Source organism: Pseudomonas putida (assembly GCF_028682455.1).
GTDB classification, from domain to species: domain Bacteria; phylum Pseudomonadota; class Gammaproteobacteria; order Pseudomonadales; family Pseudomonadaceae; genus Aquipseudomonas; species Aquipseudomonas putida_AA.
Window position 1 is genome coordinate 1,245,066 of sequence record NZ_JANHLD010000002.1, and the last position, 26,509, is coordinate 1,271,574.

24 protein-coding genes and 1 riboswitch are annotated in these 26,509 nt (G+C 63.4%); of the genes, 20 read left to right on the forward strand and 4 right to left on the reverse strand.

Annotation, left to right across the window (positions count from 1 at the left end):
- Positions 1–4 precede the first annotated feature (4 nt).
- Positions 5–856 (reverse strand): CAP domain-containing protein, encoded by an 852-nt coding sequence (locus NPS58_RS16190; RefSeq protein WP_274116361.1) that lies wholly within the window; start codon positions 854–856, stop codon positions 5–7.
- Positions 857–994: 138 nt separating this feature from the next.
- On the opposite strand from NPS58_RS16190, the gene NPS58_RS16195 reads away from it, so the two are divergent.
- The gene (locus NPS58_RS16195; protein WP_274116362.1) at positions 995–1,609 is read left to right on the forward strand and encodes a cell wall hydrolase; all 615 of its coding nucleotides are present in this window, start codon (positions 995–997) and stop codon (positions 1,607–1,609) included.
- A gap of 115 nt (positions 1,610–1,724) precedes the next feature.
- Here the strand turns inward: NPS58_RS16195 and NPS58_RS16200 are convergent, their stop codons facing one another.
- Positions 1,725–2,267 (reverse strand): RrF2 family transcriptional regulator, encoded by a 543-nt coding sequence (locus tag NPS58_RS16200; protein WP_274116363.1) that lies wholly within the window; start codon positions 2,265–2,267, stop codon positions 1,725–1,727.
- 298 nt (positions 2,268–2,565) lie between these two features.
- On the opposite strand from NPS58_RS16200, the gene NPS58_RS16205 reads away from it, so the two are divergent.
- From NPS58_RS16205 to NPS58_RS16220, 4 genes are all read left to right on the forward strand, one after another.
- The gene (locus NPS58_RS16205) at positions 2,566–3,768 is read left to right on the forward strand and encodes an NAD(P)/FAD-dependent oxidoreductase (RefSeq protein WP_274116364.1); all 1,203 of its coding nucleotides are present in this window, start codon (positions 2,566–2,568) and stop codon (positions 3,766–3,768) included.
- 121 nt (positions 3,769–3,889) lie between these two features.
- Complete coding sequence (locus tag NPS58_RS16210; protein ID WP_274116365.1) at positions 3,890–4,396, forward strand: sigma-70 family RNA polymerase sigma factor; 507 nt, start codon at positions 3,890–3,892, stop codon at positions 4,394–4,396.
- Positions 4,393–5,370 (forward strand): FecR domain-containing protein, encoded by a 978-nt coding sequence (locus NPS58_RS16215; RefSeq protein ID WP_274116366.1) that lies wholly within the window; start codon positions 4,393–4,395, stop codon positions 5,368–5,370. Before NPS58_RS16210 ends, NPS58_RS16215 begins: the two co-directional genes overlap by 4 nt.
- Positions 5,371–5,464: 94 nt before the next feature.
- Positions 5,465–7,906: a TonB-dependent siderophore receptor gene (locus NPS58_RS16220; protein ID WP_274116367.1), complete on the forward strand. Its 2,442-nt coding sequence runs from the start codon at positions 5,465–5,467 to the stop codon at positions 7,904–7,906.
- 184 nt (positions 7,907–8,090) lie between these two features.
- Here NPS58_RS16220 and thpR read toward each other — a convergent pair whose 3' ends face one another.
- On the reverse strand, positions 8,091–8,642 hold the full coding sequence (gene thpR / locus NPS58_RS16225) for an RNA 2',3'-cyclic phosphodiesterase (RefSeq protein ID WP_274116368.1): 552 nt from the start codon (positions 8,640–8,642) through the stop codon (positions 8,091–8,093).
- A 189-nt stretch (positions 8,643–8,831) separates the two neighbouring features.
- Here thpR and NPS58_RS16230 point away from each other — a divergent pair, with 189 nt between their 5' ends.
- The 10 genes from NPS58_RS16230 (at position 8,832) to NPS58_RS16275 (ending at position 18,614) form a co-directional block, all read left to right on the forward strand.
- Positions 8,832–9,608, forward strand: a complete 777-nt coding sequence (locus tag NPS58_RS16230) for an ABC transporter substrate-binding protein (RefSeq protein WP_274116369.1) — start codon at positions 8,832–8,834, stop codon at positions 9,606–9,608.
- Between the two features lie 23 nt (positions 9,609–9,631).
- Positions 9,632–10,321: an ABC transporter permease gene (locus tag NPS58_RS16235; RefSeq protein ID WP_274116370.1), complete on the forward strand. Its 690-nt coding sequence runs from the start codon at positions 9,632–9,634 to the stop codon at positions 10,319–10,321.
- A 13-nt stretch (positions 10,322–10,334) separates the two neighbouring features.
- Complete coding sequence (locus NPS58_RS16240) at positions 10,335–11,042, forward strand: ABC transporter permease (protein ID WP_274116371.1); 708 nt, start codon at positions 10,335–10,337, stop codon at positions 11,040–11,042.
- A 1-nt stretch (position 11,043) separates the two neighbouring features.
- Positions 11,044–12,156, forward strand: coding sequence for a succinylglutamate desuccinylase/aspartoacylase family protein (locus tag NPS58_RS16245; RefSeq protein WP_274116372.1), 1,113 nt, complete (start codon positions 11,044–11,046; stop codon positions 12,154–12,156).
- Between the two features lie 16 nt (positions 12,157–12,172).
- Positions 12,173–12,937 (forward strand): ABC transporter ATP-binding protein, encoded by a 765-nt coding sequence (locus tag NPS58_RS16250; RefSeq protein WP_274116373.1) that lies wholly within the window; start codon positions 12,173–12,175, stop codon positions 12,935–12,937.
- A gap of 88 nt (positions 12,938–13,025) precedes the next feature.
- A complete protein-coding gene (locus NPS58_RS16255; RefSeq protein WP_274116374.1) occupies positions 13,026–13,925 on the forward strand; it encodes a MurR/RpiR family transcriptional regulator in 900 nt (299 codons plus the stop codon).
- Positions 13,926–14,062: 137 nt separating this feature from the next.
- Complete coding sequence (lpxO, locus tag NPS58_RS16260; protein ID WP_274116375.1) at positions 14,063–14,962, forward strand: lipid A hydroxylase LpxO; 900 nt, start codon at positions 14,063–14,065, stop codon at positions 14,960–14,962.
- Between the two features lie 170 nt (positions 14,963–15,132).
- A complete protein-coding gene (locus NPS58_RS16265) occupies positions 15,133–15,477 on the forward strand; it encodes a carboxymuconolactone decarboxylase family protein (protein WP_274116376.1) in 345 nt (114 codons plus the stop codon).
- A gap of 83 nt (positions 15,478–15,560) precedes the next feature.
- Positions 15,561–16,118 (forward strand): GNAT family N-acetyltransferase, encoded by a 558-nt coding sequence (locus NPS58_RS16270; RefSeq protein WP_274116377.1) that lies wholly within the window; start codon positions 15,561–15,563, stop codon positions 16,116–16,118.
- 41 nt (positions 16,119–16,159) lie between these two features.
- Positions 16,160–16,365, forward strand: a riboswitch (cobalamin riboswitch).
- A 107-nt stretch (positions 16,366–16,472) separates the two neighbouring features.
- Positions 16,473–18,614, forward strand: coding sequence for a TonB-dependent receptor (locus NPS58_RS16275; protein ID WP_274116378.1), 2,142 nt, complete (start codon positions 16,473–16,475; stop codon positions 18,612–18,614).
- 74 nt (positions 18,615–18,688) lie between these two features.
- Here NPS58_RS16275 and NPS58_RS16280 read toward each other — a convergent pair whose 3' ends face one another.
- A complete protein-coding gene (locus NPS58_RS16280) occupies positions 18,689–19,606 on the reverse strand; it encodes a LysR substrate-binding domain-containing protein (RefSeq protein WP_274116379.1) in 918 nt (305 codons plus the stop codon).
- Between the two features lie 97 nt (positions 19,607–19,703).
- Between NPS58_RS16280 and NPS58_RS16285 the strand changes: the two genes are divergently transcribed.
- The 5 genes from NPS58_RS16285 (at position 19,704) to NPS58_RS16305 (ending at position 26,408) form a co-directional block, all read left to right on the forward strand.
- Complete coding sequence (locus NPS58_RS16285) at positions 19,704–20,795, forward strand: tartrate dehydrogenase (protein ID WP_274116380.1); 1,092 nt, start codon at positions 19,704–19,706, stop codon at positions 20,793–20,795.
- A 194-nt stretch (positions 20,796–20,989) separates the two neighbouring features.
- Positions 20,990–22,588: a BCCT family transporter gene (locus tag NPS58_RS16290; protein ID WP_274116381.1), complete on the forward strand. Its 1,599-nt coding sequence runs from the start codon at positions 20,990–20,992 to the stop codon at positions 22,586–22,588.
- A 167-nt stretch (positions 22,589–22,755) separates the two neighbouring features.
- A complete protein-coding gene (locus NPS58_RS16295; RefSeq protein ID WP_274116382.1) occupies positions 22,756–23,877 on the forward strand; it encodes an aromatic ring-hydroxylating oxygenase subunit alpha in 1,122 nt (373 codons plus the stop codon).
- Between the two features lie 51 nt (positions 23,878–23,928).
- Positions 23,929–25,377 carry an NAD-dependent succinate-semialdehyde dehydrogenase gene (locus NPS58_RS16300; RefSeq protein WP_274116383.1) on the forward strand — a complete coding sequence of 483 codons (1,449 nt, stop codon included), beginning with the start codon at positions 23,929–23,931 and terminating at the stop codon, positions 25,375–25,377.
- A gap of 59 nt (positions 25,378–25,436) precedes the next feature.
- Positions 25,437–26,408: a PDR/VanB family oxidoreductase gene (locus NPS58_RS16305; RefSeq protein ID WP_274116384.1), complete on the forward strand. Its 972-nt coding sequence runs from the start codon at positions 25,437–25,439 to the stop codon at positions 26,406–26,408.
- The last annotated feature ends 101 nt before the right edge of the window (positions 26,409–26,509 follow it).

Here is a 26,509-nt window from a genome sequence, read left to right on the forward strand (position 1 = left end):
GGCTTTACGGGGCGCCGAACATCGCGGTCCAGTAGATCCCGGCATCGCTCTTGGGATCGACCGCATAGGCCGCACCCAGTTCGCGATACTGCGGGTTCATGAGGTTGGCGCAATGGCCAGGGCTGGCCAGCCAGCCATCGACTACCTTGCGCGGGGTGTCCTGGCCGGCGGCGATGTTCTCGCCGGTCAATTGCCCGGCGTAACCGGCAAGCTCGGCCCGGTCGCCCGGCGTGCGGCCATCGCGATCCACATGGTCGAGAAAGCTCTGGTTGGCCATCGCCCGGGTGTGGGATTCGGCGGCACCGGCCAGGGTCGCGTTCCAGGCCAGCGGCGTGGTCGCGGCAAACGCCTGGGAACCGCACTGGCGCTGTTGGCCGCGAGCGGCGTTGATCATCTCCAGCAGCTTCTGGCCTTCGGCCTGCCAGTCGCCAAGACGCCCGGCCAGCAACGGCCGCGCCAGCACAATGCGCCAGTCGCGACCTTGCTGGCTCACACCGATATCGACGAACTGCGGGGCGAGTACGACCTGGCAGAAGCTTTCCTGTACCGCTTGCATCGCCGCCTGGGCGTCGCGGGGGCCGTTGAGCGTGATGGCCTGGACATTGACCATCGGGTAACTGGCCTGCGCCAGCGCTTCACGCAGATCGACCGGGCCGCTGGCCGGCAGGACCAGGCGCGGGTCGCTGGCCAGTGGCGGCAACTCCAGCGAGGCTTGCCCGCCACAGCGCTGGGCCTGGCTGCGGTACTTGTTGATCGCATCGACCAACTGCGACGGCTCGCTCGCCTGGGCGGCAGTGGCGAGCGCCAGGGCCAGGGCCAGGCCGGACAGACGCAAAACGGATGACAGGACGCGCATGCAAATCTCCCTTGAACGGACGGCGTCCATGATGCGCGATGTCGCCCGTCGTCGAACAGCTGGAATGTTTTGAGCGCCGTGCGGTCGACCTTGTAACGGGAAGTCTTATCTCTCCCCCCGCCACCCAAGGGCCCGACCATGCGCCTTACAACGATTGTAACCTGCCTTTTCCTGACCCTCGGTTGCCCCTTGGCACTGGCCGCCGAACCCAAGGCCCAAGTCGCCGAAGATAAAGCCGAGGTACTGGAGCACAAAGCGGCCGTGCAACCCGATGCGCCACCGGCGCCCAAGAGCAAAGCCATTACCCAGACCGAAGTGCAGGCCGTGGACCCGGCCGGCCAGGCGGCACTGGACGACGCCATTACCTGCATGGCGCGCAGCATCTATTGGGAATCCAAGGGCGGCCAGTCACGGGACATGGAAGCGGTGGCCAGCGTGGTCATGAACCGCCTGGGCCATGAAGGCTTTCCGGACACGGTGTGTGGTGTGGTCAAGCAGGGCTCGGAAACCGGCAACTGCCAGTTTTCCTGGTGGTGTGACGGGCGCTCCGACGCGGTCCAGGAAGAGACCCGTTACGCGATTGCCAAGGAGATCGCGCGCAAGGCGCTGAACCGCCAGCTGGAAGATCGCACCCGCGGAGCGCTGTACTTTCATGACCGCAACGTGAAACCGGACTGGGCGCGGGCGTATGTGAAGACCACCGAGACGGGGGATTTCCTGTTCTACAAACCGCGTAACGGGACGGCACGGTAGCCTTGGTGGGTCGGTAGGAGCGGGCTTGCCCCGCGATGAGGCCAGTACAGCCTGCATATTCGGGGTTGCCTGGATTACGGCCGCTTCGCACCCGATCGCGGTACACAGCCCGCTCCTACTCCGAAACATCCACCACGGCAATGTCCCCGGCCTTGCCCGCGCGCCGGTCATTCATCCAGTTGGCCAGTTGCTCGGAAAACGCCGCCGGGGCCTTGCGCCCCACGCGCCGGGCGATATCGAGAATGGTCTGCTGGGCCAGCGCCTCTTCCATGCGCTTTTGCGCCGTGAGCATCACCGCATGAATGGAGCAGGTGCCTTCCTGCGCCCAGCTCGGCGGCGAGCCTTCGAACAAGGCGCATCGGTCACGCACGTCCCGGCACTCGAAAATCATCTTGCGCCCGTCGATGGCGGTGACGATATCCAGCACGGTGATTTCATCGGCAGGCCGGGCCAGCCGGAAGCCCCCGCGCACCCCTTCGGTGGCGACCACCAGGCCTGCCTTTGCAAGCCGGGTGAAGACCTTGGCCAGGTACTCCTGGGGCACGCCCTGCAACTCGGCCAGGTCACGCACGCTCGCTTCGCGGCTGTCGCCTCGTTCATCGACCAAAAAGGCCAGGCAGTGGATGCCGTACTCCACCCCTGCGCTATACAGTGACATGACAATCTCCGACTAACTTTGTCGTATATGCTAACAGCGATTAGCGCCTTCACGGCTTCCAGCCGTCTGCCCTGACCGCCGTCCATCGGCTTCCGACCCCACGCATCAGCGCTATATTCTGCGCCAGATGCCAGAAACAGAGCGGTCCGCAGGCAAGGTTACCCGGATCGATCGGTGGATCGACAAAAAAAATTCCTTGCCCCCGAAAACTACGATCAATACAGTCGTAGTTGTTCGGCGCTGATGGAGCCCTCCCTTCAAAGCCGCAAACAACAATCTCTTTTATGTGGAGCAGCAAATGAAACAGCACATTCTGATTGTCGGCGCAGGTTTTGGTGGTGTCTGGAGCGCGTTGAGCGCCGCCCGCCTGCTGGATCGACATGGCCGCAGCGATGTCGCCATCAGCGTCCTCGCGCCGCAAGCGGAACTGCGCATTCGTCCACGCTTCTACGAGCCGGATGTGCACCAGATGAAAGCGCCGCTGATCGACCTGTTCAATGCCGTGGGCGTGAACTTCATCCAGGGTGCCGCCGATGAAATCGACGTGGCTGGCAAGCGTGTCGGCTACACCGACGCCAACGGCCAGCGAATCACCCTCGCCTACGACCGCCTGGTGATGGCAGCTGGCAGCGGCGTATGGCGCCCCAACCTGGACGGCCTCCACGAACATGCCTTCGATGTCGACCAGATCGAGTCTGCAGCTCGCCTCGAGCAGCACCTCAAGTTGCTGGCCAGCCAGCCCGACTCGGCCGCACGCAACACCGTGGTGGTCGCCGGCGGCGGCTTCACCGGGATTGAAACCGCCACCGAGATGCCGGCTCGCCTGCGCGCCATCCTCGGCGCCGATACGGCGGTGCGGGTGATCATCGTCGACCGTGGCGCGAAGATCGGCGCAGCACTGGGTGAAGGCATCAGCCCGACGATCATCGAAGCGTGCCAGGCACTGGGCGTGGAGTGGCGGGTCAATGCCTCGGTGGCATCGGTGGACGCCAATGGCGTCACCCTCGCCGACGGCCAGCGCATCGAGGCCAGGACCGTGGTCTGGACGGTGGGCGTGCGGGCCAGCTCGCTGACCGCGCAAGTGCCTGCCGAGCGTGATGCCCAGGGCCGCCTGCATGTGGACCGCAACCTCAAGGTCAAGGGGCAGGAGCATGTCTACGCCGCCGGTGACGTGGCCTACGCCGCCACCGACGACCTGGGCAACTTCGCGGTGATGTCGTGCCAGCACGCCATCGTCCTGGGCCGCCACAGCGGCAACAACGTGGCCGCCGACCTGCTCGGCGTGGCCCCGACGCCGTACCGCCAGCCCAAGTACGTGACCTGCCTGGACCTGGGCGCCTGGGGCGCGGTGTACACCGAAGGCTGGGACCGCCAGGTGAAGCTGTTGCAGAAAGAGGCCAAGGACCTCAAGACCCAGATCAACACCACCTGGATCTACCCGCCAGCCGCCGACCGCGCCGCCGCACTGGCCGCCGCCGACCCGTTGATCCCGATCGCCTGATACACCTGCCGAAGGGCCGCTGATGCGGCCCTTCGCTTTTGTGGGAATCGGACAATTGCGTTGTCAGACCGGAGACAGGTAGCATTGAGAACGATTCACACTAACATCTGGACTTCCACCGGTGCATACTCCGTCGACCCGCAAACTGGGCTTCTTCTTCAGCGACCATCACCGGTGGCTCCTGCAGCACATCCACAAACGCCTGCGCAACCGCGCCGACGCCGAAGATACCGCCGCCGAAACCTTCTGCCAGATGCTCACCGCCCGGGTCGATCCGGACAGCATCCAGCAGCCGCGCGCGTACCTCTCGACCATCGCCCGCCGACTGATCTTCGACCGTCACCGTCGCCGGCAACTGGAGCTGGCCTATCTTGAGCGCCTATCGGCACTGCCCGAGCCTTTGGCGCCTTCCCCGCAAGAGGAACTGCTGCTGATCGAAGCGCTGGTGGCCATCGACCAAGTGCTCGACGGGTTGCCGACGATCGTCAAGGCCACCTTCCTCTACAGCCAGCTGGACGGCCTGAGCTATGTAGACATCGCGCGCAAGCTGGAGCTCTCCGAGCGTACGGTGAGCCGCTACATGAAGCAGGCCTTGCTGCAGTGCTACCTGAGCGAGCTGGCACCATGAGCCAAGCGCGCCTGGACCCGGCCGCCGAAGGCGCCATCGACTGGATGGTGCGACTGAGCGCCGGCAACACCGACGCCACGCTACAGGCGCAGTTCGATCAGTGGCTGGCCAGCGAACCCAGCCATGCCCAGGCCTGGAACCGGCTGCAAGAACGCCTGGGCGGCGCCTGCCAGACGGTGCGCAGCCTCGACCGCCGCGTACCGGGCCAGGCCGGGGAAGCCCGCCGGGTATTGCTGCAACCCAGTACCTCGCGCCGGGACGTGCTGCGCAGCATTGCCGCCCTCGGGATGCTGGGCGGCGGCGTGTGGCTCGGCGCGCGCAGCCCCATGGGCGAAGCATTGCTGGCCGATCTGCGTACCGGTCGCGGCGAGCGGCGTACCTTCGACCTGGCCGACGGCAGCCGCCTGAGCCTCAATGCCGGCAGTGCGGTCGACCTGCAGTTCGACGAGCACCAGCGGCTGTTGATCCTGCGTCAGGGTGAGCTGGTGATCCAGGTGGCGAGCGACCCACGGCGGCCGTTGCGGGTACGCACCGCCCAAGGTGAGTTACGCGCCCTGGGTACCCGCTTCCTGGTCAGCCAGGAAGCGGGGGCAACGCGCCTGCTGGTGCTTGAGCACAGTGTGCGGGCCAGCCTGTTCAACGGCACCGGGCAGGACGTGCAGGAAGGCCGGGCCGCCCTGCTGCTGTCCCAGCGAATCGATGCCTTGGGCAATGGCGAGGCTCACCGTGCCGACTGGCTCAACGGCCGCCTGAATGTGCTCGATGATTCGCTCGAGGCGGTGGTCGAGGCATTGCGCCCCTACTACCGGGGCTTTGTGCGGGTCGAACCCCAGGTGCGTGGGCTGCGCGTGCAGGGGGTGTTCCCGCTGGACGAGCCACAGCGCGCCTTTGACGCCCTGGCCGAAACCTTGCCGGTGCGCATCGATCACTACAGCCCCTGGCTGACCTTGATTCGGGCGAAACACGCGTCTTGAATAAATATTCATGAAAATCACTCGTATTTGTGTCCGGTTTTCATTTTTCGTCGCACCTATCTCCTGACAACGCCAACCTAATCGGGAGAATTCCGTGCTCAACCCTTGGTCCCACGCCTTGCCTGTCGCCGTGGCCCTGGCCACACTGGCCAGCGCTGCCCACGCCCAGGAACAGACCCTGAGCTTCAACCTGCCCGCCGCGTCGCTGGCCAGCACCCTCAACGCCATCGCCAGCCAGAGCGGGCGCATCGTGTCGCTCGACCCTGCGCTGGTCCAGGGCAAACGGGCGCCTGCCATCAGCGGCCGCATGAGTGCCACCCAGGCCATGCAAACGGCCCTGGCCGGAAGCGGCCTGCAGTTGCTGGTGACCGATCAGGGCAACTTCAGCGTGTTGCCGGCCATCGATGCGGGCAACGCCCTGGAGCTGGGCGCCACCAGCATCAACGACAGCGGCCTGGACGCCACCACCGAGGGTTCGGGCTCCTACGCGGCGCGGGCGACCACCATCGGCAAGGGCAGCCACACCCTCAAGGAGATCCCCCAGTCGGTCTCGGTCATGACCCGCAAGCAGATGGACGATCAGGACATCGTCGACCTCAAGGACGCCGTCAACAAGACCACCGGCCTGGTCGGCCTGCAGGGCGTGGGCCCGGGGCTGATCATCTCCTCGCGAGGTTTTCAGATCGACGACTGGCAGTACGACGGCGTGCCCATTCCACGCAACACCTACTCCCTGGGCAACTGGGCGACCCAGGACCTGATCTTCTTCGACCGCATGGAAGTGCTGCGCGGCGCCTCGGGCCTGCTGCAAGGTACCGGCAGCCCCGGTGGCGCGGTCAACCTGGTGCGCAAGCGCGGCCAGAGCGCCCCGACCGTGACGCTCACCGGCAAGGCCGGCAGCTGGGACCACTATGGCCTGCAGCTGGATGCCGGCGGTCCGCTGAACGACGCGGGCACCATTCGCGGGCGTTTTGTCGCCGATGAAGACCAGAGCGATTCGTTCGTCGACTACGAGTGGAGCAAGACCCACTCGCTCTACGGCGCCCTGGACTTCGACCTGCGTGAAGACACCACCCTGGGCCTGGCGGTCAGCCGCTCCGACGCCGAATCGCGACCCATGCTGCGCGGCCTGCCGCGCTATGCCGACGGCAGCCCCCTGGATGTATCGCGCTCGACCTTTGCCGGGTCGCGCTGGAATCACTCGGAAATCGACGTCACTACCCTATACGCCGATCTTGAGCACCGCTTCAACGACGACTGGAAGTTTCGCGTTGCTGCCGTGCGCATGAGCGAGACCAACACCTCTGCCCACCAGCGCGTGCAATCCACCGGCGACGGCCTAGAGCCCGATGGCACTGGCATTACCTACGCCGACTGGGTGACCGACTTTGACTCCACCAAGGTCGGCGTGGACATGAACGTGGTTGGACGCTTCGAAGGGTTCGGCCTTGAGCAGGAAGTCACCCTGGGCGGCAACTATTCCAAGCTGACCACCGATGACCTGATGGCGCGTACGTTCAATGCAAGCACCGACAACATCTTCGATATCGATCACCACCGCCCGGACATCGACTTCGACAGCCTGCTGGCCAAAGCCAATGGCCGCGGTACCGGCAGCGCCTATGACGTACGCCAGAAAGGCCTGTATGGCAGCTGGCGGGTAAAGCTGGCCGACCCGCTGACCCTGGTGCTTGGCACTCGCGTGAGCTGGTTCGAGCAGACCTACGACTCGACCGACTATGCCCCGCTCACCCACGCCGCCACCGTCAATGCACCCAGCAAAATTACCGAATCCGGCGAAGTTACCCCGTACGCCGGCATCGTCTACGACCTGAGCCGCGAGTGGGCGGTGTACGCCAGCTACACCGACGTCTTCGTGCCTCAGTCCGAGCGTGACAGCAGTGGCTCGGTGCTCAAGCCGATCATCGGCAGCAACTACGAGATGGGCATCAAGGGCGAGCTCTTCGCCGGACGGGTCAAAACCTCCCTTGCGGTGTTCCGCTTCGATCAGGAAAACCGCGCGATCCAGGACCTGGCTTCAGGCTTTGCCTGCGACGACTGGTACTGCTCCACTGCCACGGGCAAGGTGCGCAGCCAGGGCATCGAGGCCGAGATCAGCGGCGAAGTGCTCACCGGCCTGCAACTGTTTGCCGGCTATACCTACAACACCACGAAGTACATGGATGACCCGGAAAACGAAGGCAAGGTCTTCAGCACCTGGACGCCCAAGCACATGCTGCGGGTGTGGAGCGACTACCAGTTGCCGGGTGACTGGAGCAAGGTCAGTGCAGGTCTTGGCTTTAGCGCACAAAGCCACACGCTGGGGTACGAACACACCTACGACGTCGCCGGTTATGCCGTGTGGGATGCGCGCCTGGCCTATCAGCTGACACCTGAGGTTAGCCTGGCAGTCAACGGCAAGAACCTGTTCGACAAGCGCTACTACGTGGCGGCCTACAACCAGCTCAATGGCAACAACAACTTTGGCGAGCCGCGCAATTTCATGTTCAGCGTGAAATACACGCCGCAGTTCTGACCCGCCTCGCCAGCGGCATGAACACAGGGTAGGAGCGGGCTTGCCCCTCGAGAGGCCGGCACAGCCTGCGAATCCGGCGTAGCCGTATTTCGACCGCTTCACGGCCGATCGCGGATGAATCCGCTCCCACCGAGACGAACACCGCCGATGCGCCAACGTGGGCAGCCATGCGGGTGGCCTGCACTCAGCCCTGAACCTGCAGCGGCCACTGCGCCAGTGGCCAGTATTGCCCCTTGCGTGACTCGAGCAAGGTGAAGTGCCGGGCCCGCAAGGTGAAATTCGCCGCTACCGGAGCCTCTGGCACCGGGCTGTGGCAGTCGCGAGCCAGGGTCAGGTGCGGTCGGTACTCTCGTGGGGCATCGGCAAAGCCCAAGGGCAACATGGCCTGTTGCAGGGTGTACACCAGTTGGCGCAAAGCGGCCGGCGGCTGGGTAGGCATCAATACCAGGGCCTTGGCCGGGCGCCAGACTTCCAACCGGTCCAGCATCACCGTCAACGGCTTTTGCGGCACCTTCACCTGTGCGGCAGCCGCCAGGATGGCCGGCAACTGCGCCGTGGAAACCGCCCCCAGAAACATCAACGTCAGATGAAAATTGGCCGACGCCACCGGCCGCCCCAACCCCGATCCCAGCGCACTACGCCAGTGGGCAATGTCCCGGCGCTGTGCCGGCGCACATTCCAGGGCGAAAAACAGCCGCTTGAACGGCTCGCCCGACTCGCGACCACTCAGGTCCATACCGCTTCCCCTTTCTTGCTCGCTATTTCCCCAGTCTAACGCCACCCCCGGTCACCGCCAGTCGCGTTTTTGATATTTATATTTTCATGAATTTGATTTTTGAAATAATTCATGTCATTCCTATACCCGCCTGACCAGTCGCCCACGACGGCGTTGGCTGGTATAGCCCTACCCACCGGAGTCAAGAATATGAACAAGACCGGACTTCTAGGCGCACTGGCCCTGTGTGCCTGCAGCGCCATGACCCACGCCGCCCAGGACAGCCTGCGCATTGGCATCGAGGCTGCCTACCCGCCCTTCTCCTACCGCACCCCGCAAGGTGAGATCGCAGGTTTTGACTACGACATCGGCAATGCCCTGTGCGCGCAAATGCAGGTCAAGTGCCAATGGGTCGTGCAGGAATTCGACGGCATGATCCCGTCGTTGAAAGTGCGCAAGATCGACGCGGTACTGTCGTCCATGTCGATCACGGAGGATCGTTTGAAATCGGTCGATTTCAGCGACAAGTACTATCACACCCCCGGCAAGTTCGCGATGAAGGTCGGCAGTCAGCTTCAGGACCTCGCCACGGACCTCAAGGGCCACAGGGTCGGCGTGCAACGTGCCTCGACCTACGACCGCTTCGCCACCGAACAACTCGAAACCCAGGGTGTGGAGGTGGTGCGCTACGCCTCGCAGAACGAGGCGTTCCTGGACCTGGCATCCGGTCGTCTGGACGCCACCCTCGCCGACATCGTCAATACCGAAGAGAGCTTTATCAAAACACCTGCAGGCCAGGGGTTCGCCCTGGTCGGGCCAGACATCAACGATCCGCAGTACTTCGGCCGTGGCGCCGGGATTGCCGTACGCAAGGGCGACACGGCCAACCTGGCCAGGCTCAACGCGGCCATCGCCGCGATCCGCGCCAACGGCACCTACCAGCAGGTGCAAAGCAAGTACTTCCCCTTCGATATCTACGGCCAATAAGCCTGCCGCCGAGGACTTTCATCATGCTTCACGGCTACGGATCGAGCATTCTCGATGGCGCCTGGCTGACCATCAACCTGGCCCTGAGCGCCATGGCCCTGGCCATTACCCTGGGCCTGATCGGCGCGGCCTGCCGGCTGTCGCCGGTCAAATGGCTGGCAACACTGGGCGAGGTGTACACAACGGTGGTACGCGGCATCCCCGACCTGGTGCTGATTCTGCTGATCTTTTATGGCGGCCAGGACCTGGTCAACCGCCTGGCGCTGGCGCTGGGATACGAGCAGTACATCGACATCAATCCCTTTATCGCCGGGTTCTGCACCATGGGCTTCATTTTCGGCGCCTACCTGTCGGAGACCTTTCGCGGCGCCTTCCTGGCCATCCCCAAGGGGCAGGCCGAAGCCGGTGTGGCCTATGGCATGAGCGCTGCGCAGGTGTTCTGGCAGATCAGCGTGCCGCAAATGATCCGCCTGGCGATTCCGGGGTTCACCAACAACTGGCTGGTACTGACCAAGTCCACCGCGCTGATCTCGGTGATCGGCCTGCAAGACATGATGTTCAAGGCCAAGAATGCAGCCGATGCGACCCATCAGCCATTCACCTTCTTCCTGACCGTAGCGGCCCTGTACCTGTTGTTGACCAGCCTGTCGCTGCTGCTCCTGCGGGGGCTGGAAAAACGCTACTCGGTCGGCTTCAAAGCCGCCGAATTGTGAGGAGACGCACGCCATGACGCTCGATTATTCGCTGATCTGGCAGAACCTGCCGCTGTACCTGAACGGCATCGTACTGACCTTGAAGTTGCTGTTGATTTCCCTGGCCTTGGGCCTGCTGCTGGCTGTGCCGATGGCGCTGATGCGCGTGTCACGCTCATGCCTGCTGCGCTACCCGGCCTGGCTGTATACCTACGTGATCCGCGGCACACCCATGCTGGTGCAGCTGTTCCTGATCTACTACGGCCTGGCCCAGTTCGAAGCCGTGCGCCAGAGCGTGCTATGGCCGTACCTGTCCAGCGCAACCTTCTGCACCTGCCTGGCCTTTGCCCTCAACACCAGCGCCTACAGCGCCGAACTGCTGGCCGGCAGCCTCAAGTCGACCCCGCGTGGCGAGATCGAGGCCGCCCGGGCGATGGGTATGTCGCGCCTGACGCTGTACCGGCGAATCCTGTTGCCCTCGGCCCTGCGTCGAACCCTGCCGCAATACAGCAATGAAGTGCTGATGATGCTGCAAACCACAAGCCTTGCCTCGATCGTCACGCTGGTCGACATCACCGGGGCTGCACGTACCTTCAGTGCACGTTATTACCTGCCCTTCGAGGCGTTCATTACCGCAGGGCTCATTTATCTGGTCCTGACATTCATGCTGGTGCGTCTGTTCAAGCTGGCCGAACGCCGCTGGCTGGCCTACCTCGCCCCACGCTCGCAGCAAGGAGCCTGATATGCAGCAAATTGACCACATACTGCCCTGGAGTGCTTGTGGCACGCAGCGCACCGTGAGCCTGTTCCGCTTCGGCAGCGGTCCGCGCAAAGCCTACATCCAGGCCTCGCTGCACGCCGACGAACTGCCGGGGATGCGCGTGGCCGTGGAGCTCAAGCGACGCCTGGGCGAGCTGGAAACCCAGGGCCGTCTGACAGGGGTGATCGAGCTGGTGCCGTTGGCCAACCCGATCGGCATCGGCCAGATGTTCCAGGCAACCCACCAGGGCCGCTTCGAACTCAACAGCGGCAAGAACTTCAACCGCGATTTTCCGGCGTTGACCCAGGCGCTGGCCGAGCGCCTGGAGGGCCAACTCGACAGCGATGGCCCCGCCAACATCGACCGGATCCGCCGCGCCATGCTGCAGATCCTGGCCGAGCTGCCAACGGCACAGTCGGAACTCGACGGCCTGCGTCGTCTGCTCCTGCAGCAGGCCTGCGACGCCGACCTGGTACTGGACCTGCACTGCGACTTCGAATCGGTCATGTTGCTCTACGCCCTGCCGCAGAACTGGCCGCGCCTGCGCTCGCTGGCGGCGCGTCTTGAGGCGGGCGCAGCCTTGCTGGCTGAAGACGCCGGCGGCAATGCCTTCGATGAGGCCTGCGCTGTGCCTTGGGTGCAACTGGCAGAACGATTCCCCGAGGCGGACATACCATTGGCCTGCGTCGCAACCACCGTCGAACTGCGCGGCATGGCCGATACCGACCGGGAGGACTGCCAGGCCAGCGCCGAACAGATTCTTGGTTATCTTGCCGACCAGGGCCTGATCAACGGACCTTGGCCTGCAGCCCCCGCGCAGTGCTGCCAGGCGACGCCCTTTGCCGGTGCCCAGTACGCCTATGCCGAACACCCGGGCGTGGTGAGCTTCCTGCAACCGCTCGGTGCCGCCGTACGGGTCGGTGATCCGTTGTTCGAAGTCATCGACCCGATCAGTGATCGCTACAGCGTCGTCAAGGCCAGCACCGACGGCATTCTCTATGCCCGTGAACGCCTGCGTTTCGCCCAACCCGGCTTGTGGCTGGCCAAAGTCGCCGGCAACACCCCCATCCGCCAGGGTCGCCTGCTCAGCGACTGAGACCGAGTACTTAGCCATGAACAAACTGGAAATTCAGGATCTGCACAAAAGCTACGCCAGCCACCCGGTACTCAAGGGTGTCTCGCTGCACGCCAAAGCCGGTGATGTGATCAGCATCATCGGCTCCAGCGGCTCGGGCAAGAGCACCTTCCTGCGTTGTATCAACCTGCTCGAGCAACCCGACGCCGGGCAGATAGTGCTCAACGGCGAGGCGCTGAAACTGCGCGCCTGCTCACGCGGTGGCCTCAAGGCTGCTGAACCGCGCCAGCTGCAAAGGATACGCGCGCGGCTGAGCATGGTCTTTCAACACTTCAACCTGTGGTCGCACATGAGCGCGATCGAAAACGTCATGCAGGCCCCCGTGCATGTGCTGGGTATCGATCGCAAGGAAGCCAGGGACAAGGCCGAGCACTACCTGAGCAAGGTGGGCGTCAGCCACCGGCGCGATGCCTACCCTGCGCACATGTCCGGCGGCGAACAGCAGCGGGTGGCGATTGCCCGGGCGTTGGCAATGGAGCCCGATGTGATGCTCTTCGACGAACCGACCTCGGCCCTCGATCCGGAGCTGGTGGGCGATGTGCTCAAGGTCATGCAGGACCTGGCCCAGGAAGGCCGCACCATGGTCGTAGTCACCCATGAAATGGGTTTTGCCAGGGAGGTTTCCAACCAACTGCTGTTCCTGCACCAGGGGCTGGTCGAGGAGCGCGGTGACCCGCGCGAAGTCCTGGCAAGGCCCCAGTCCGAGCGGCTGCGCCAGTTCCTTGCCGGCAGCCTGAAGTAAACGCCTGCGCCCTTCCCGGCTCCACGCCGGGGAGCGGCTTCGGATACACTGACGCACGCCGTCCATCTGCCAGGGAATCATCAGCCGGATGCCTAGCCCCTCGAAAACCACAACCGTTTATGCCTCGCCGGTCATGCGCAAGCTGTCGGAAAACCTTGCGCAACTGCAACCCTCCTTGCGCAAGGTTGCCAACTATATTTTGCGCCACCCCCTCAAGGCCGCGACCCTGACGATCGAGGAAATGGCCCAGGCCACCTCTACCTCGCCAGCAGCGGTCAATCGCCTGGCCAAAGCCCTGGACCTGGGCGGCTACAGCGGGATGAAAGCCGAGCTGGTAACGACCCTGCAGCAGATGGTCTCGCCGGTGGATAAACTGCGCAACGAGCTGGCCCAGCGCCCCGATGGCGAGTTCGGCCTGCATGAGCAGATCCAGAGCGCCGCCAGCAACCTGGCCACCACCAGCAGCAACAACCAGGCCGACACCTTCGAAGCCTTCGTCAGCAGTCTGATTGCAGCGCGCAAGGTGTATGTGCTCGGTTTTGGCAACAGCGTCTACCTGGCCGGGCTTGCTGCTTCGACCCTGGTGCCCTTCTGTGCCGATGCCTGCGCCATCAGCATGGAGGGCGGCAACGAGAACGCCGCGTATCGCTTGGCAGCGATCACCGAGCAGGATGTGCTGCTGGCCATTTCGCTGCCGCGCTATTCCCTGGACACTCTGCAGCTCTCACGCTTTGCCCATGAGCGTGGCGCCACCGTGCTGGCAATCACAGACTCGCCCGCCTCCCCCCTGGCCCCCATCGCCCGTCACGTGCTGTTCGCCCCGGCAGACCATCCGGTGCTGACCAGTTCCAATATTGCCGTTCTGGCGTTGATCGAAGGCCTTGTGGCCGGGGTTATGGCGCGTAATAAAGAAGCGGTGAAACTGGCCACGGAGCTGACGGAAAGCGTGATGTCCTATCTGCACCTTCCGGGTAAAAACCGAGGCTGAATCGTTAAGGCAAACCTTTGCGTGTGGGACTAACGTCGAGCGTCCGAGCGGTAACATTTAGTACAAACTGCGGTCGCGATTGTTTATGCTGGCTGGCTTATGCCATGGCGCATCGCCACATCGACAAGTATCCGCCCATGAAAATTTTTCTCGTTCTATTGTTTGTATTCTCGATTGCCTACGTCCATTTCCGCGGGCGGGTCCGGCACAAAGTCACCCGTCAGCTGGGTGATCACTCAAGCTTCCTGGCGCCGGTAAACGTCTTCCTTTACCTGTTCTCCAAGCTCCCGGCCAAGCCCTACCTGCCGGTCGAGAGCTTTCCCGAGCTCAAGCCGTTGCAGGACAACTGGCAAGAAATCCGCGCCGAAGCCCAGCAATTGCTGCATGTCGGCGAGATCAAGAGCTCGAAGAACTACGATGACGTTGGCTTCAACTCGTTCTTCAAGAGTGGCTGGAAGCGCTTCTACCTGAAGTGGTACGGCGAGAGCCACCCGTCTGCCATGAAGCTGTGCCCGCGTACCACCGAGCTGCTGCAAGGCATCGGCACGGTCAAGGCGGCGATGTTCGCGACCCTGCCGCCCGGGTCCAAGCTGGTTCGCCACCGCGACCCGTATGCCGGCTCCTACCGCTACCACCTGGGCCTGGACACGCCCAACGACGACGCCTGCTACATCTGCGTGGACGGCGAGAACTACGCCTGGCGCGACGGCGAGGCGGTGGTGTTCGATGAGACCTACATCCACTACGCCAGCAACCAGACCGAGCACAACCGCATCATCCTGTTCTGCGATGTCGAGCGCCCGCTCAAGTACCGCTGGGCGACCGCTTTCAACCGCTGGTTCAGCCGCAAGGTAATGGCCGCCGCGGCGGCGCCCAACGATGCCGGCGACAAGACCGGTGGCATCAATCGCCTGTTCACCCGCATCTACAAGATACGTGAGCGTGGCAAGGCGATGAAAAAGCGCAACCGTACCCGTTACTACCTGGAGAAATGGGCGGTAGTGGCAGCGCTGCTGCTGGTGTTCATCTACATCTGACCGGTAGGGGCGGGCTTGTCCGCGATAGCGATCTTCCAGCCCCATCGCTATCGCGGGGCAAGCCCCCTCCTACCAAAGTCCTAGCCTTTGTGACCCATCGACCAACGGCGCCCCGCCGATTAAAAAACTAGCTTCACTGTTCATGTTGCCAACAGCACAAGGTGAAGACGATGAGCATGATGGACTGGAACGCCTACCGTACGCAGTTGATGGCCGGGATCGGCGACCTCAAGCAACTGTCCCCCGACACGGTCAATGGCTACATGACCGCCAGCGGCGCCGGGGCCAAGACCAACCACCTGGATGCCAAGACCCGCGAGCTGATCTCGCTGGCCGTGGCGGTGACGACCCGCTGCGATGGCTGTATCGCTGTGCACTCGGCGCAGGCGGTCAAGCAAGGCGCTACCCGTGAAGAAATCGCCGAAGCGCTGGGTGTGGCCGTCGCCATGAATGCCGGCGCGGCGCTGGTGTATTCGGCGCGGGCGATGGATGCAGTGAACAAGGTCGACAACTGACCGCGTGGGTGCCGGCCTGCACAAACAGTTGCATGCCGGCACCAACGCTTTCAGACTCGCGGTTCACGTTGCCAGGAACCGCCATGATTACCCTCCGCCCCATGACCGCCGCTGATTTCGAACACTTCTGGCCGACCTTCCAGGCCATTGTCGGCGCCCGCGAAACCTATGCCTTCGACCCGGCCCTGAGCCAGGAGCAGGCACGTCATCTGTGGCTGGAATCGCCGCTGCACACCCTGGTGGCCGAGGAAGACGGCCAACTGCTCGGTTCCTACTACCTCAAGGCCAATGCCGCCGGCCCCGGCAGCCACGTGAGCAATTGCGGCTACATGGTCTGCGAGGCCGCCCGCGGTCGTGGCGTGGCCCGCCTGATGTGCGAGCACTCCCAGCAACTGGCGCGCCAGCAAGGCTTCCTGGCCATGCAGTTCAACTCGGTGGTGTCGAGCAACGAAGCGGCCGTGGCCCTGTGGCACAAGCTCGGTTTTGAAATCGTCGGGCGCCTGCCGCGGGCATATCGCCACGCTCGGCTGGGGCTGGTGGACAGCCTGGTGATGTACAAGTGGCTGGAAGAGCCTGCACAACCGAAGCTGATCGGGCGCAAGAACATCGAGGCAGTGGTGTCGCGCAAGCGCGGGCGTTGATGAGTTTGCCGTACATTTGACTAGCAATGCATTCGATGTTCACATGCGCGCCAGTTTCAGGTGTCCTGCGCCGCCGTGCGCAGGGTGAAACGGGAAGCCGGTGCGTCACTCAGGTGATCAGTCCGGCGCTGCCCCCGCAACGGTAAGCGAGCGAAGCCTTCGAAACACCACTGTGCCTCGGCATGGGAAGGTGAAGGCCTTCATGACCCTCGCAAGCCCGGAGACCGGCCTGGAACTTTTGTTTGGCAACCCCGCGGTGGGCGGGCGCAGGCCGGGTTGCGTTCGCCTGCGCGCGCAATTCCTCCATGCGTTGTTCCCTCCGGGATTCATTCTTCCTGTTGACTGTGGAACGACATGTCCCGTAATTCCAAGCTTCACACCCTGGCAGCCAATGCCCTGGCCCCTTGCCTGGCGCTCTCGCTGCCAGCCCTTGCCGAAGAACACAGCCCTTCTGCCCTGGCCCTGCCCTCGACGGCCATCACCAGCACCAGCGACAACGAAACGATCAGCCTGGCCACGCCACTGCCCGCCGGCTCGCGCCTGAACCTGAGCGCCATGGACACCCCGGCCAGCACCAGCAGCCTGGGCGCCGAGGCCATCGACGGTCGCAACAACGCCACCGTGCAGGACGCGGTCATTCGCTCGCCCGGCATCAGCTCGGTGGGCACGCCGGGCAACGGCAACACCGCGTTGTCGGCCCGTGGGTTTACCGGGCATGGCTCAGTGATGACCCTCTTCGACGGTTCGCGCATGTACACCGGTGCCGGCACCCAGACCTTCCCGGTCGACCCCTGGATGGTCGAGCGCATCGACATCATCCGCGGGCCGGCGTCGGTACTCTACGGCGAAGGCGCCACGGGTGCGGTGATCAACGTGATCCCGAAAAAGCCGTTCGCCGGTGAAGTCCGCAATCACCTGCGCCTGGGCTACGGCTCCTACGACCGTCAGCAACTGGGCCTGGACAGCGGCGGCTCGCTCAGCGAACGCCTGAGCTACCGGGTCACCCTCAACGACCAGCAAGGCAACGGCTGGGTCGACCGCGGCGACTCGAAAAGCCTGGCCATGAGCGCTGCATTGCGCTTCGACGCCACCGACGACCTGAGCTTTACCCTGGCCCATGAGCGCGGCGATGCCGAGCCGATGAACTACTTCGGTACACCGTTGATCGACGGCCATTCCCGCGACAGCCTGGGCAAGAAGAACTACAACGTGCGCGACGACGTGCAGCGCTACCACGACGAATGGACCCGGCTGAACACCGACTGGGCGATCAGCGACTCGATCAGTGCCAGCAACCAGCTGTACTACATCAAGAGCCGTCGCCACTGGCGCAACGCCGAGGACTACACCTGGCACAGCGACCTGGGCCAGCTGGAACGTGGCAGCTACCTTGAGATCAAGCACGACCAGGAGCAGATCGGCGACCGCCAGAGCTTCACCTTCGACCACTCGCTGTTCGGCCTGGCCAGCAAGACCGTGGTCGGCGCCGAGTACAACCGCATCCGTTTCGGCATCGACAGCAACTCACCGTACAACGACATCGGCGGCGACTACATCGATCCGTGGGCCCCGGCACCGGGCTACTTCCACAGCCAGGACCCGACCCGCCCGCAATCCCACAGCACCACCCGCACCTTCGCCCTGTTCGCAGAGAACCGTACCCAGTTGACGGAGCGCTGGTCGCTGGTCACCGGTATCCGCCGCGACCAGAACCATATCGACCGCGACAACCTGGTCAACAACACCCGCTCCGACCGCAGCCTCGGCGGCGGCAACTGGCGCGCCGGCCTGGTGTTTGCCGTGACTGACGAGCTGTCGCTGTATGGGCAGTACTCCACCAGCGAAGATGGCGTCAGCGACCTGATCAGCTTGAGCCCGACCCAGCAGAACTTCGACCTGACCGAAGCCCGGCAGACCGAACTCGGCCTCAAGCAATTGTTCTGGGACGGCCGTGGCGAATGGACCTTGGCGGCCTACCACATCGTCAAGGAAAAGCTGCTGGTCGATAACCCTGTCACCCACCTCAAGGAACAGGCCGGACAGCAGACTTCCGATGGCCTGGAGGCCACCCTGGAGCTGGCCCTGGCCAACCAGTGGCATGTCTCGGCCAACGCCTCGGTGGTACGCGCCAAATACGATGACTTCGACCAGACGGTGGGAGGCCAGACGGTCTCGCGCGCCGGCAACCGCCCGAGCAACGTGCCACGGCGCACCGCCAATCTGTGGGTGAACAAGGGCTTCAGCCATGGCGTGGATGCCGGTATGGGCCTGCGTTATGTCGACGAGCGCTATGCCGACACCGCCAACACCCAGACCGTGCCGGGCTTCACGGTGGTCGATGCCAACCTGGGGTGGCAGGTACTGCCGGATGTGCGACTGGGGTTGCAGGTGAACAACCTGCTGGACCGCCGTTACGCAGCCGTTGCCCACAGTGGCGAGCAGTGGATCATGGGTGAGCCACGCGCGTACTTTGCGACGCTGGATTACACCTTCTGATCCCATCGCCGGCAAGCCGGCTCCCACAGGGAATCTTTGTGGGAGCCGGCTTGTCGGCGATAAGGCCCGAACCGTCAACCCAACTCGGGCAGGCTGTAGCGCTCGGAGAAATACTGACGGAAAAACTCCACCGCCACCCGTACCTTGGCCGAACTGGCCAAGGGCGAGGTGTACACCGCCCAGATATCCGCTGGCTGGTGATACTCGCCCAGTACCTGCACCAACCGCCCATCGGCCAGGCTGTCGTGCACATCCCACCACGAACGCAGCAACACCCCTCGCCCATCCAGGCACCACTGGTGCGCCACTTCACCGTGGTTGCTCGACAGGCTGCCGGTCACCCGCACACTTTCCTCGCCATTGGGCCCTTCGAGCTGCCAGATACCAAAAGGGTGGTCACGCTCCTTGATCACCAGGCAATCGTGACTGGCCAGCTCGGCCAGCACCTTGGGCGTGCCCCGCCGCGCCAGGTAGGCCGGTGAAGCACACAACACGCGCCGGTTCTTGGCCAGCGGCTTGGCGATCAGGTTGGGGGCGATGACATTGCCGACGCGGATGTCCAGGTCGACGCCCTCTTCGATCAGGTCCACCAACCGGTCATGCACATCCAGGCGAATGTCCAGGCGCGGATACCGCTCGGCCAGTTCCGACAGCGCCGGGGCCACGAACCGGCGCCCCAGGCCCAGGCTGCTGGCGATACGCAGCTGGCCTGCCGGTTCGCGATGCTGGGCGCTGATATCGTCGCCCATGCGCTGCACCGCGTCGAAGATCTGCTGGGCCCACTGGTACACCCGCTCGCCCTCCTCGCTCACCGTCACCCGCCGGGTGGTTCGGTGCAGCAGGCGCACGTCGAGGTCCTGTTCAAGCACGCGGATACGCTTGCTGATGAAGGCCGCCGACATGCCCAGCTCATCGGCCACCGCCGCGAAGCTGGCGCGCTTGGCCACCTGGAGAAAGATATTGAGGTCGTCGAGGCTCGGCAGATTATTCACGTTTCGTGCACTAAGAATCTATGAAAGGCGAGATTATCTCTGAATCCAGCCCTTATAGCATGGCTCGCATCTGTTCCCTAGACAACGAGTGCGCCCCATGAGCAAGACATTTCGAATCGCAGCCATCCCAGGCGACGGCATCGGCAACGAAGTTCTCCCCGAAGGTATCCGTGTAGTCGAGGCAGCTGCCCGCAAGCATGGCCTGGACATCAGCTTCGAATTCTTCGAGTGGGCCAGCTGCGACTATTACCTGGCCCACGGCAAGATGATGCCCGACGACTGGTTCGAACAGCTCAAGGATTTCGACGCACTGTACTTCGGCGCCGTCGGCTGGCCAGACAAGGTTCCGGACCACATTTCGCTGTGGGGCTCGCTGCTCAAGTTCCGCCGCGATTTCGACCAGTATGTGAACATCCGTCCGGTGCGCCTGTTCCCCGGCGTGCCGTGCCCGCTGGCCGGTCGTGAGCCGGGCGACATCGATTTTGTGGTGATCCGCGAGAACACCGAGGGCGAATACTCGTCCCTGGGTGGGCGCATGTTCGAAAACACCGAAAACGAGTTCGTGCTGCAAGAGTCGGTGTTCACCCGCCGTGGCGTGGACCGCATCCTCAAGTATGCCTTCGATGTGGCCCAGACCCGCGAGCGCAAGCACGTCACCTCGGCCACCAAGTCCAACGGCATGGCCGTGAGCATGCCCTACTGGGACGAGCGCACCGCCGCCATGGCTGCCAATTATCCGGAAATCAGCTGGGACAAACAGCACATTGATATCCTCTGCGCCCGCTTCGTGCTGCAGCCGGATCGCTTCGACGTGGTGGTGGCCTCCAACCTGTTCGGCGACATCCTCTCCGACCTGGGCCCGGCTTGCGCTGGCACCATCGGCATCGCGCCATCGGCCAACCTCAACCCCGAGCGCAAATTCCCGTCGCTGTTCGAGCCGGTACACGGTTCGGCCCCGGACATCTACGGCAAGAACATCGCCAACCCGATCGCGATGATCTGGTCGGGGGCACTGATGCTCGATTTTCTTGGCAACGACGGCAGCGACCCACGCTACCGAGCCGCCCACGACGACATCCTCAAGGCCATCGAGCAGGTCATCGCGGCGGGCGACACCACCCGTGACATGGGTGGGCAGAAATCCACCCAACAAGTGGGCCAGGCGATCACCGATCTGATCGAGGCGTGATCCCGGCGGGGCCGATTATCAGAATTGTCTGACAAAACGGCCCCACCCCTCTTGCGAGCGCAGTGGATTGTATGCAAAATCTGTTAACCAAAAGATTCACGTTAACCTCTAGTTAACAGCCAAGGAAGGAGCAACACCGCAACACCCCGGTTGCCTGCCGGGTATATAAGTACGCCAACGTCCAGGAGACGATGATGTCGCACAAGAATAAAAAGATTGATGTGTTCCTGATCACCGTGAGTCTGATAGCCGTGCTGCTCACTGTGATTGGCCTTGCAGCCTTCCCGGCCGAGGCCGAAAGCGCGGCAAACCAGTTGTTCGAACTGTCTACCCGCACCTTCGGTACCAGCGTTCAGGTGCTGGTGTTCGGTAGCTCCCTGGCCGTGCTGTACCTGGCCTTCAGCAAATACGGCAATATCCGCCTGGGCAGTGGCAAGCCTGAATACGCCACCGCCACCTGGGTGTTCATGTTCATCTGCGCCGGCATGGGTTCCTCGACCCTCTACTGGGGTGTGATGGAGTGGGCCTACTACTACCAGACCCCGGGCCTGAACATCGCCGCCGCCACCCCCCAGGCGCTCGAGTACAGCATCAGCTACTCGTTCTTCCACTGGGGCGTCAGCGCCTGGTCGATCTATGCCCTGGCCTCGCTGGCCATGGCCTATCACTTCCACGTGCGCAAGAAGAGCGGCCTGAACCTGGCCTCGATCGTCGAAGCTGTGACCGGCTTCAAGGCCACCGGCCCTGTGGGCCGCAGCGTCGACCTGATCTTCCTGCTGACCATGATGGGCGCACTGACCGTGTCGCTGGCCCTCACCGCCTCGACCCTTACCCGTGGCCTGCATGACCTGGCCGGCACCCCGGACACCTTCACCGTGCAGTTGATGGTGATCGGTGGCGTGGCCGTGCTGTTCTCGCTCAGCTCCTACATCGGTATCGACGGTGGTCTGCAGCGCCTGAGCAAGATGGTCTGCATCGGCGCGCTGGTGTTCGCGCTGGTGGTACTGCTGGTGGGGCCCACCCAGTTCACCATCAACAACACTGCCAACTCCATTGGCCTGATGATCCAGAACTACGTGCACATGAGCCTGTTCACCGACCCTGCCGGTGATGGTGCCTTCACCCGCAACTGGACGGTGTTCTACTGGCTGTGGTGGGTGTCCTACGCGCCGGGCGTAGCCATGTTCGTGACCCGCGTATCGCGTGGCCGGCAGATCAAGGAAGTGGTCCTTGCCCTGTTAATGGGCGGCAGCTTCGGTTGCTGGTTCTTCTTCGGCGCGCTGGAAAGCTACAGCATGCACCAGTTCATCACCGGTGCCGTGGACGTCCCGAAAATGCTCAGCGAGCAAGGCGGCGAATCGGCGGTGACCCATCTGCTGCTGGCATTGCCATGGGGCCAGGTGTTCCTGGGCGTGTACCTGTTCATCATGGCGATCTTCTGCGCCTCGCACATGGACGCCGCGGCCTATGCGGTAGCGGCCACCAGCACCCGCAACCTGCGTGAAGGCGACGACCCGACACCGACCCACCGCCTGTTCTGGTGCGTGGTGCTGACCCTGGTGCCGCTGGCCATGCTGTTCGCCAAGGCTTCGCTATCGACCATGAAAACCGCCGTGGTACTGACCGCGATCCCGTTCATGGTGATTTTGCTGGTGAAGATCTACGGCTTCTTCAAATGGATGTTCGAAGACTACGGCCAGATGCCTGCCTTCCGCATCGAAGAAGAAGCGGCGCGCATGGCCGGTGAAGAGCCCGCTGAAAAAGCACCCCGCAGCGCTGCCGCCGTGCACTGAACACCCCGTGCAGGAGCAGGCTTGCCCCGCGATAGCGATATAGCTGACAGAACGCTATCGCGGGGCAAGCCCGCTCCTACACGGGAGGCAAATTTTTTTGCCTGACTTGTTAACTGACAGATACGCGTTAACTGATAACTAAAAAACCGAGCTTGTGAGAACCCATCATGAATGACTTCAAACGCCTGCCCGCCGATTTCTGCGCCAACGCCGAAGAGGCGTTCACCATTCCGGCCAACTTCTACACCCAGGCCTCGGTATTCGAGCACGAGAAAGAAGCCATCTTCGCCCGCAGCTGGATCTGTGTCGGCCACCGCAGCGAAGTCGCCGAGAACAATGCCTACATCACCCGTGAAGTGATCGGCGAAAGCATCATCGTGGTCCGTGGCCGCGACAGCGTGCTGCGCGCCTTCTACAACGTCTGCCCGCACCGTGGCCACCAGTTGCTCAGCGGCAGCGGCAAGGCCAAGAACGTCATCACCTGCCCGTACCATGCCTGGACCTTCAAGCTCGACGGCGAGCTGGCCCACGCGCGCAACTGCGACAACGTGGTGAACTTCGACAAAGAGAACTCGACCCTGGTGCAGCTGCGCGTCGAAGAGTACGCAGGCTTCATCTTCATCAATATGGACATGGATGCCGGCACCGTCGAAGACCAACTGCCAGGCCTACAAGCGCGCATGCGCGAGGCCTGCGGCGTGATCGACGACCTGCACCTGGCGGCTCGCTTTGTCAGCGACACCCCGGCCAACTGGAAGTCGATCGTCGACAACTACCTCGAGTGCTACCACTGCGCCCCGGCCCACCCAGGCTTTTCCGATTCGGTGGACGTTGGCCAGTACAGCCACAGCATGCACGGCAACTGGACCCTGCAGTACGGCCTGGCCAAGCCGTCGGAGCAATCGTTCAAGTTCGATGAGTCGGTCAAGGACCCGTCGTTCGCCGGCTTCTGGGCCTGGCCGTGCACCATGTTCAACGTGCCGCCAGGAGCGAACTTCATGACCGTGATCTACGAGTTCCCGGTCGATGCCGAAACCACCCTGCAGCACTACGACATCTACTTCCTCAACAAGGACATCACCGAAGAGCAGCAGAAGCTGATCGACTGGTACCGCGAGGTGTTCCGCCCTGAAGACCTGCGCCTGGTAGAGAGCGTGCAGAAAGGCCTGAAGTCCCGCGGCTACCGCGGCCAGGGCCGGATCATGGCCGACCGCCAGCGCAGCGGCATGAGCGAGCACGGCATCGCCCACTTCCACAACCTGATCGCTGTTGCCCATCTCGACGACTGATAACCGGCGCCGCAGGCCACACGGCTTGCGGCGCGCTTGGGAGTACCTTGCGTGAATCTCAATGACAATAAGCTGTTCCGCCAGCAGGCCTACATTGCCGGGCAATGGTGCGACGCCGATGACGCCCGCACCCTGGCAGTGACCGACCCTGCCAACGGCAACCTGCTGGGCAGCGTGCCACTGATGGCCGGTGCCGAGGCGGTACGCGCCATCGAGGCCGCCGAAGCGGCCCTGGCCGACTGGCGCTCGCGAACCGCCAAGGACCGCGCGCAGATCCTGCGTCGCTGGTTCGAACTGCTGCTCGAACACGAGCAGGACCTGGCCCGCCTGATGACCTTCGAACAGGGCAAGCCCCTGCACGAAGCCCTGGGTGAAATCCGCTACGCCGCCTCCTTCGTCGAGTGGTTCGCCGAAGAAGGCAAGCGCGTCTACGGCGATGTGATCCCGAGCCCCGCCAATGACAAGCGCCTGCTGGTGATCAAGCAAGGCATCGGTGTGTGCACCGCCATCACCCCGTGGAACTTCCCGGCGGCGATGATCACCCGCAAGGTCGCTCCGGCCCTGGCCGCAGGCTGCACCATGGTGGTCAAGCCGGCCAACGAAACCCCGTTCTGCGCCTTGGCCCTGGCCGAGCTTGCCGAACGTGCCGGTGTACCGGCGGGCGTGTTTAGCGTGGTCACCGGCGATGCTCCGGCCATTGGAGCGCAGTTCACCGGCCACTCTTCGGTGCGCAAGTTGAGCTTTACCGGCTCGACCCCGGTGGGTCGCCTGCTGATGGGCCAGTGCGCCGAAACCATCAAGAAAGTCAGCCTGGAACTGGGCGGCAATGCGCCGTTCATTGTGTTCGCCGATGCCGATATCGACGCCGCCGTCGAAGGCGCACTGATCGCCAAGTACCGCAACGCCGGGCAGACCTGCGTGTGCGTCAACCGCTTCTATATCCACGACAGCGTCTACACGCAGTTCAGCGAACGCTTCATCGAGCGCGTACGCCAGCTGGGCGTCGGCCATGGCAGCGCCGAAGGCACCCAGATCGGCCCGCTGATCAGTGACAAGGCCGTGGCCAAGGTTCGCAGCCTGATCGACGACGCCGTGGGCAAAGGCGCCGAACTGGTGCTGGGCGGCCAGGCCCACGCCCTGGGTGGCAACTTCTTCGAGCCGACCGTGCTAGCCAATGTCGGCCCCGGCATGGAACTGCTCGAAGAAGAAATCTTCGGCCCGGTGGCAGCCCTGGTGCGCTTCAGCACCGACGAGGAAGTGGTTGCCCTGGCCAACGCCACCCAGTACGGCCTGGCGGCCTACTTCTACAGCCGCGATATCGCCCGGGTGTTCAAGGTAGCCGAGCAGCTGGAGTACGGCATGGTCGGCGTCAACACCGGGCTGATCTCCAATGAGGTCGCGCCGTTCGGTGGCATCAAGCAATCGGGCCTGGGCCGTGAAGGCTCCAAGTACGGCATCGAAGATTATCTGGAAATCAAATACCTGTGCCTCGCCATCTGAGCGCGCCGGTTCCGGGACGCGGCAGGGCCTGCCGCGTCCCCCTGCAGTCGAGGTGAATCATGGCCAACAAATATGAAATGTTCAGCGTGCGCGTCACCGACGTACAGCAGGCAACCCCGCTGATCAAGCGCTTCACCCTGGCCCGCGAAGACGGCGCGCCGATGCCCGCCTTTACCGGTGGCAGCCATGTCATCGTGCAGATGCAGGGTGCCGACGGCAGCCAGTACAGCAACGCCTACTCGCTGATGAGCGACCCGCGCGACACCCGCAGCTACCAGATCGGCGTACGCCTTGAAGAGCAGTCCAAGGGCGGCTCGGCGTTCATGCACCAGCAGGTGGAAGTCGGCACCGCGTTGACCATCTCGACGCCCAACAACCTGTTCGCCCTGGACCCCAGCGCCGGCCGCCACGTGCTGATCGCCGGTGGCATCGGCATTACCCCGTTCCTGGCCCAGTTGCACGAACTCGAAGGCGGCAACACCGATTACGAACTGCACTACGCTTTCCGCGCGCCCGAGCACGGGGCGTTCCAGGACCAGCTGGAAAGCGGCCCGCATGCGGGCAATACCCGTTTCTACATCGACAGCCTCGACCGCAAGCTCGACCTGGCCGCCCTTTGCGCCGGCCTGGCTGACGATGCCCACCTGTACGTATGCGGCCCCAAGCCGTTGATTGATGCCGTGATCGCCACCGCAGCCAAGGCCGGTATTACCGAGCAGCGCGTGCACTGGGAACAGTTCGCCGCAGCGCCGGTCACCGGCGGCGCCTTCACCCTGGTACTGGCCCGCTCCGGCACTGAACTGCAGGTTGAAGAAGGCATGAGCATTCTCCAGGCCATCGAAAAATCCAAGGCCGCCAAAGTCGAGTGCCTGTGCCGCGAAGGCGTGTGCGGCACCTGCGAGACGGCGATCCTGGAAGGTGAAGCCGAGCACTACGACCAGTACCTGAGCGATGAAGAAAAAGCCGCGCAGCAGAGCATGATGCTCTGCGTATCGCGCGCCCGTTCGGCCCGCCTGGTGCTGGACCTGTAACCTCAGCTAGGGGCAGGCTTGCCCCGCGATGCGATGTGAGTGGAGGATCGCTATCGCGGGGCAAGCCCGCTCCTGCCGGCGTCAACCAAAAGTTGACAGCT

Coding starts and splice junctions, on each gene's coding strand:
- NPS58_RS16235 (WP_274116370.1), top strand. CDS start 9,632: ATGCTTCACGGCTACGGATCGAGCATTCTCGATGGCGCCTGGCTGACC.
- NPS58_RS16305 (WP_274116384.1), top strand. CDS start 25,437: ATGGCCAACAAATATGAAATGTTCAGCGTGCGCGTCACCGACGTACAG.
- NPS58_RS16290 (WP_274116381.1), top strand. CDS start 20,990: ATGTCGCACAAGAATAAAAAGATTGATGTGTTCCTGATCACCGTGAGT.
- NPS58_RS16255 (WP_274116374.1), top strand. CDS start 13,026: ATGCCTAGCCCCTCGAAAACCACAACCGTTTATGCCTCGCCGGTCATG.
- lpxO (WP_274116375.1), top strand. CDS start 14,063: ATGAAAATTTTTCTCGTTCTATTGTTTGTATTCTCGATTGCCTACGTC.
- NPS58_RS16250 (WP_274116373.1), top strand. CDS start 12,173: ATGAACAAACTGGAAATTCAGGATCTGCACAAAAGCTACGCCAGCCAC.
- NPS58_RS16265 (WP_274116376.1), top strand. CDS start 15,133: ATGAGCATGATGGACTGGAACGCCTACCGTACGCAGTTGATGGCCGGG.
- NPS58_RS16215 (WP_274116366.1), top strand. CDS start 4,393: ATGAGCCAAGCGCGCCTGGACCCGGCCGCCGAAGGCGCCATCGACTGG.
- NPS58_RS16270 (WP_274116377.1), top strand. CDS start 15,561: ATGATTACCCTCCGCCCCATGACCGCCGCTGATTTCGAACACTTCTGG.
- NPS58_RS16195 (WP_274116362.1), top strand. CDS start 995: ATGCGCCTTACAACGATTGTAACCTGCCTTTTCCTGACCCTCGGTTGC.
- NPS58_RS16190 (WP_274116361.1), bottom strand. CDS start 856: ATGCGCGTCCTGTCATCCGTTTTGCGTCTGTCCGGCCTGGCCCTGGCC.
- NPS58_RS16240 (WP_274116371.1), top strand. CDS start 10,335: ATGACGCTCGATTATTCGCTGATCTGGCAGAACCTGCCGCTGTACCTG.
- NPS58_RS16275 (WP_274116378.1), top strand. CDS start 16,473: ATGTCCCGTAATTCCAAGCTTCACACCCTGGCAGCCAATGCCCTGGCC.
- NPS58_RS16205 (WP_274116364.1), top strand. CDS start 2,566: ATGAAACAGCACATTCTGATTGTCGGCGCAGGTTTTGGTGGTGTCTGG.
- NPS58_RS16200 (WP_274116363.1), bottom strand. CDS start 2,267: ATGTCACTGTATAGCGCAGGGGTGGAGTACGGCATCCACTGCCTGGCC.
- NPS58_RS16285 (WP_274116380.1), top strand. CDS start 19,704: ATGAGCAAGACATTTCGAATCGCAGCCATCCCAGGCGACGGCATCGGC.
- NPS58_RS16295 (WP_274116382.1), top strand. CDS start 22,756: ATGAATGACTTCAAACGCCTGCCCGCCGATTTCTGCGCCAACGCCGAA.
- NPS58_RS16230 (WP_274116369.1), top strand. CDS start 8,832: ATGAACAAGACCGGACTTCTAGGCGCACTGGCCCTGTGTGCCTGCAGC.
- NPS58_RS16245 (WP_274116372.1), top strand. CDS start 11,044: ATGCAGCAAATTGACCACATACTGCCCTGGAGTGCTTGTGGCACGCAG.
- thpR (WP_274116368.1), bottom strand. CDS start 8,642: ATGGACCTGAGTGGTCGCGAGTCGGGCGAGCCGTTCAAGCGGCTGTTT.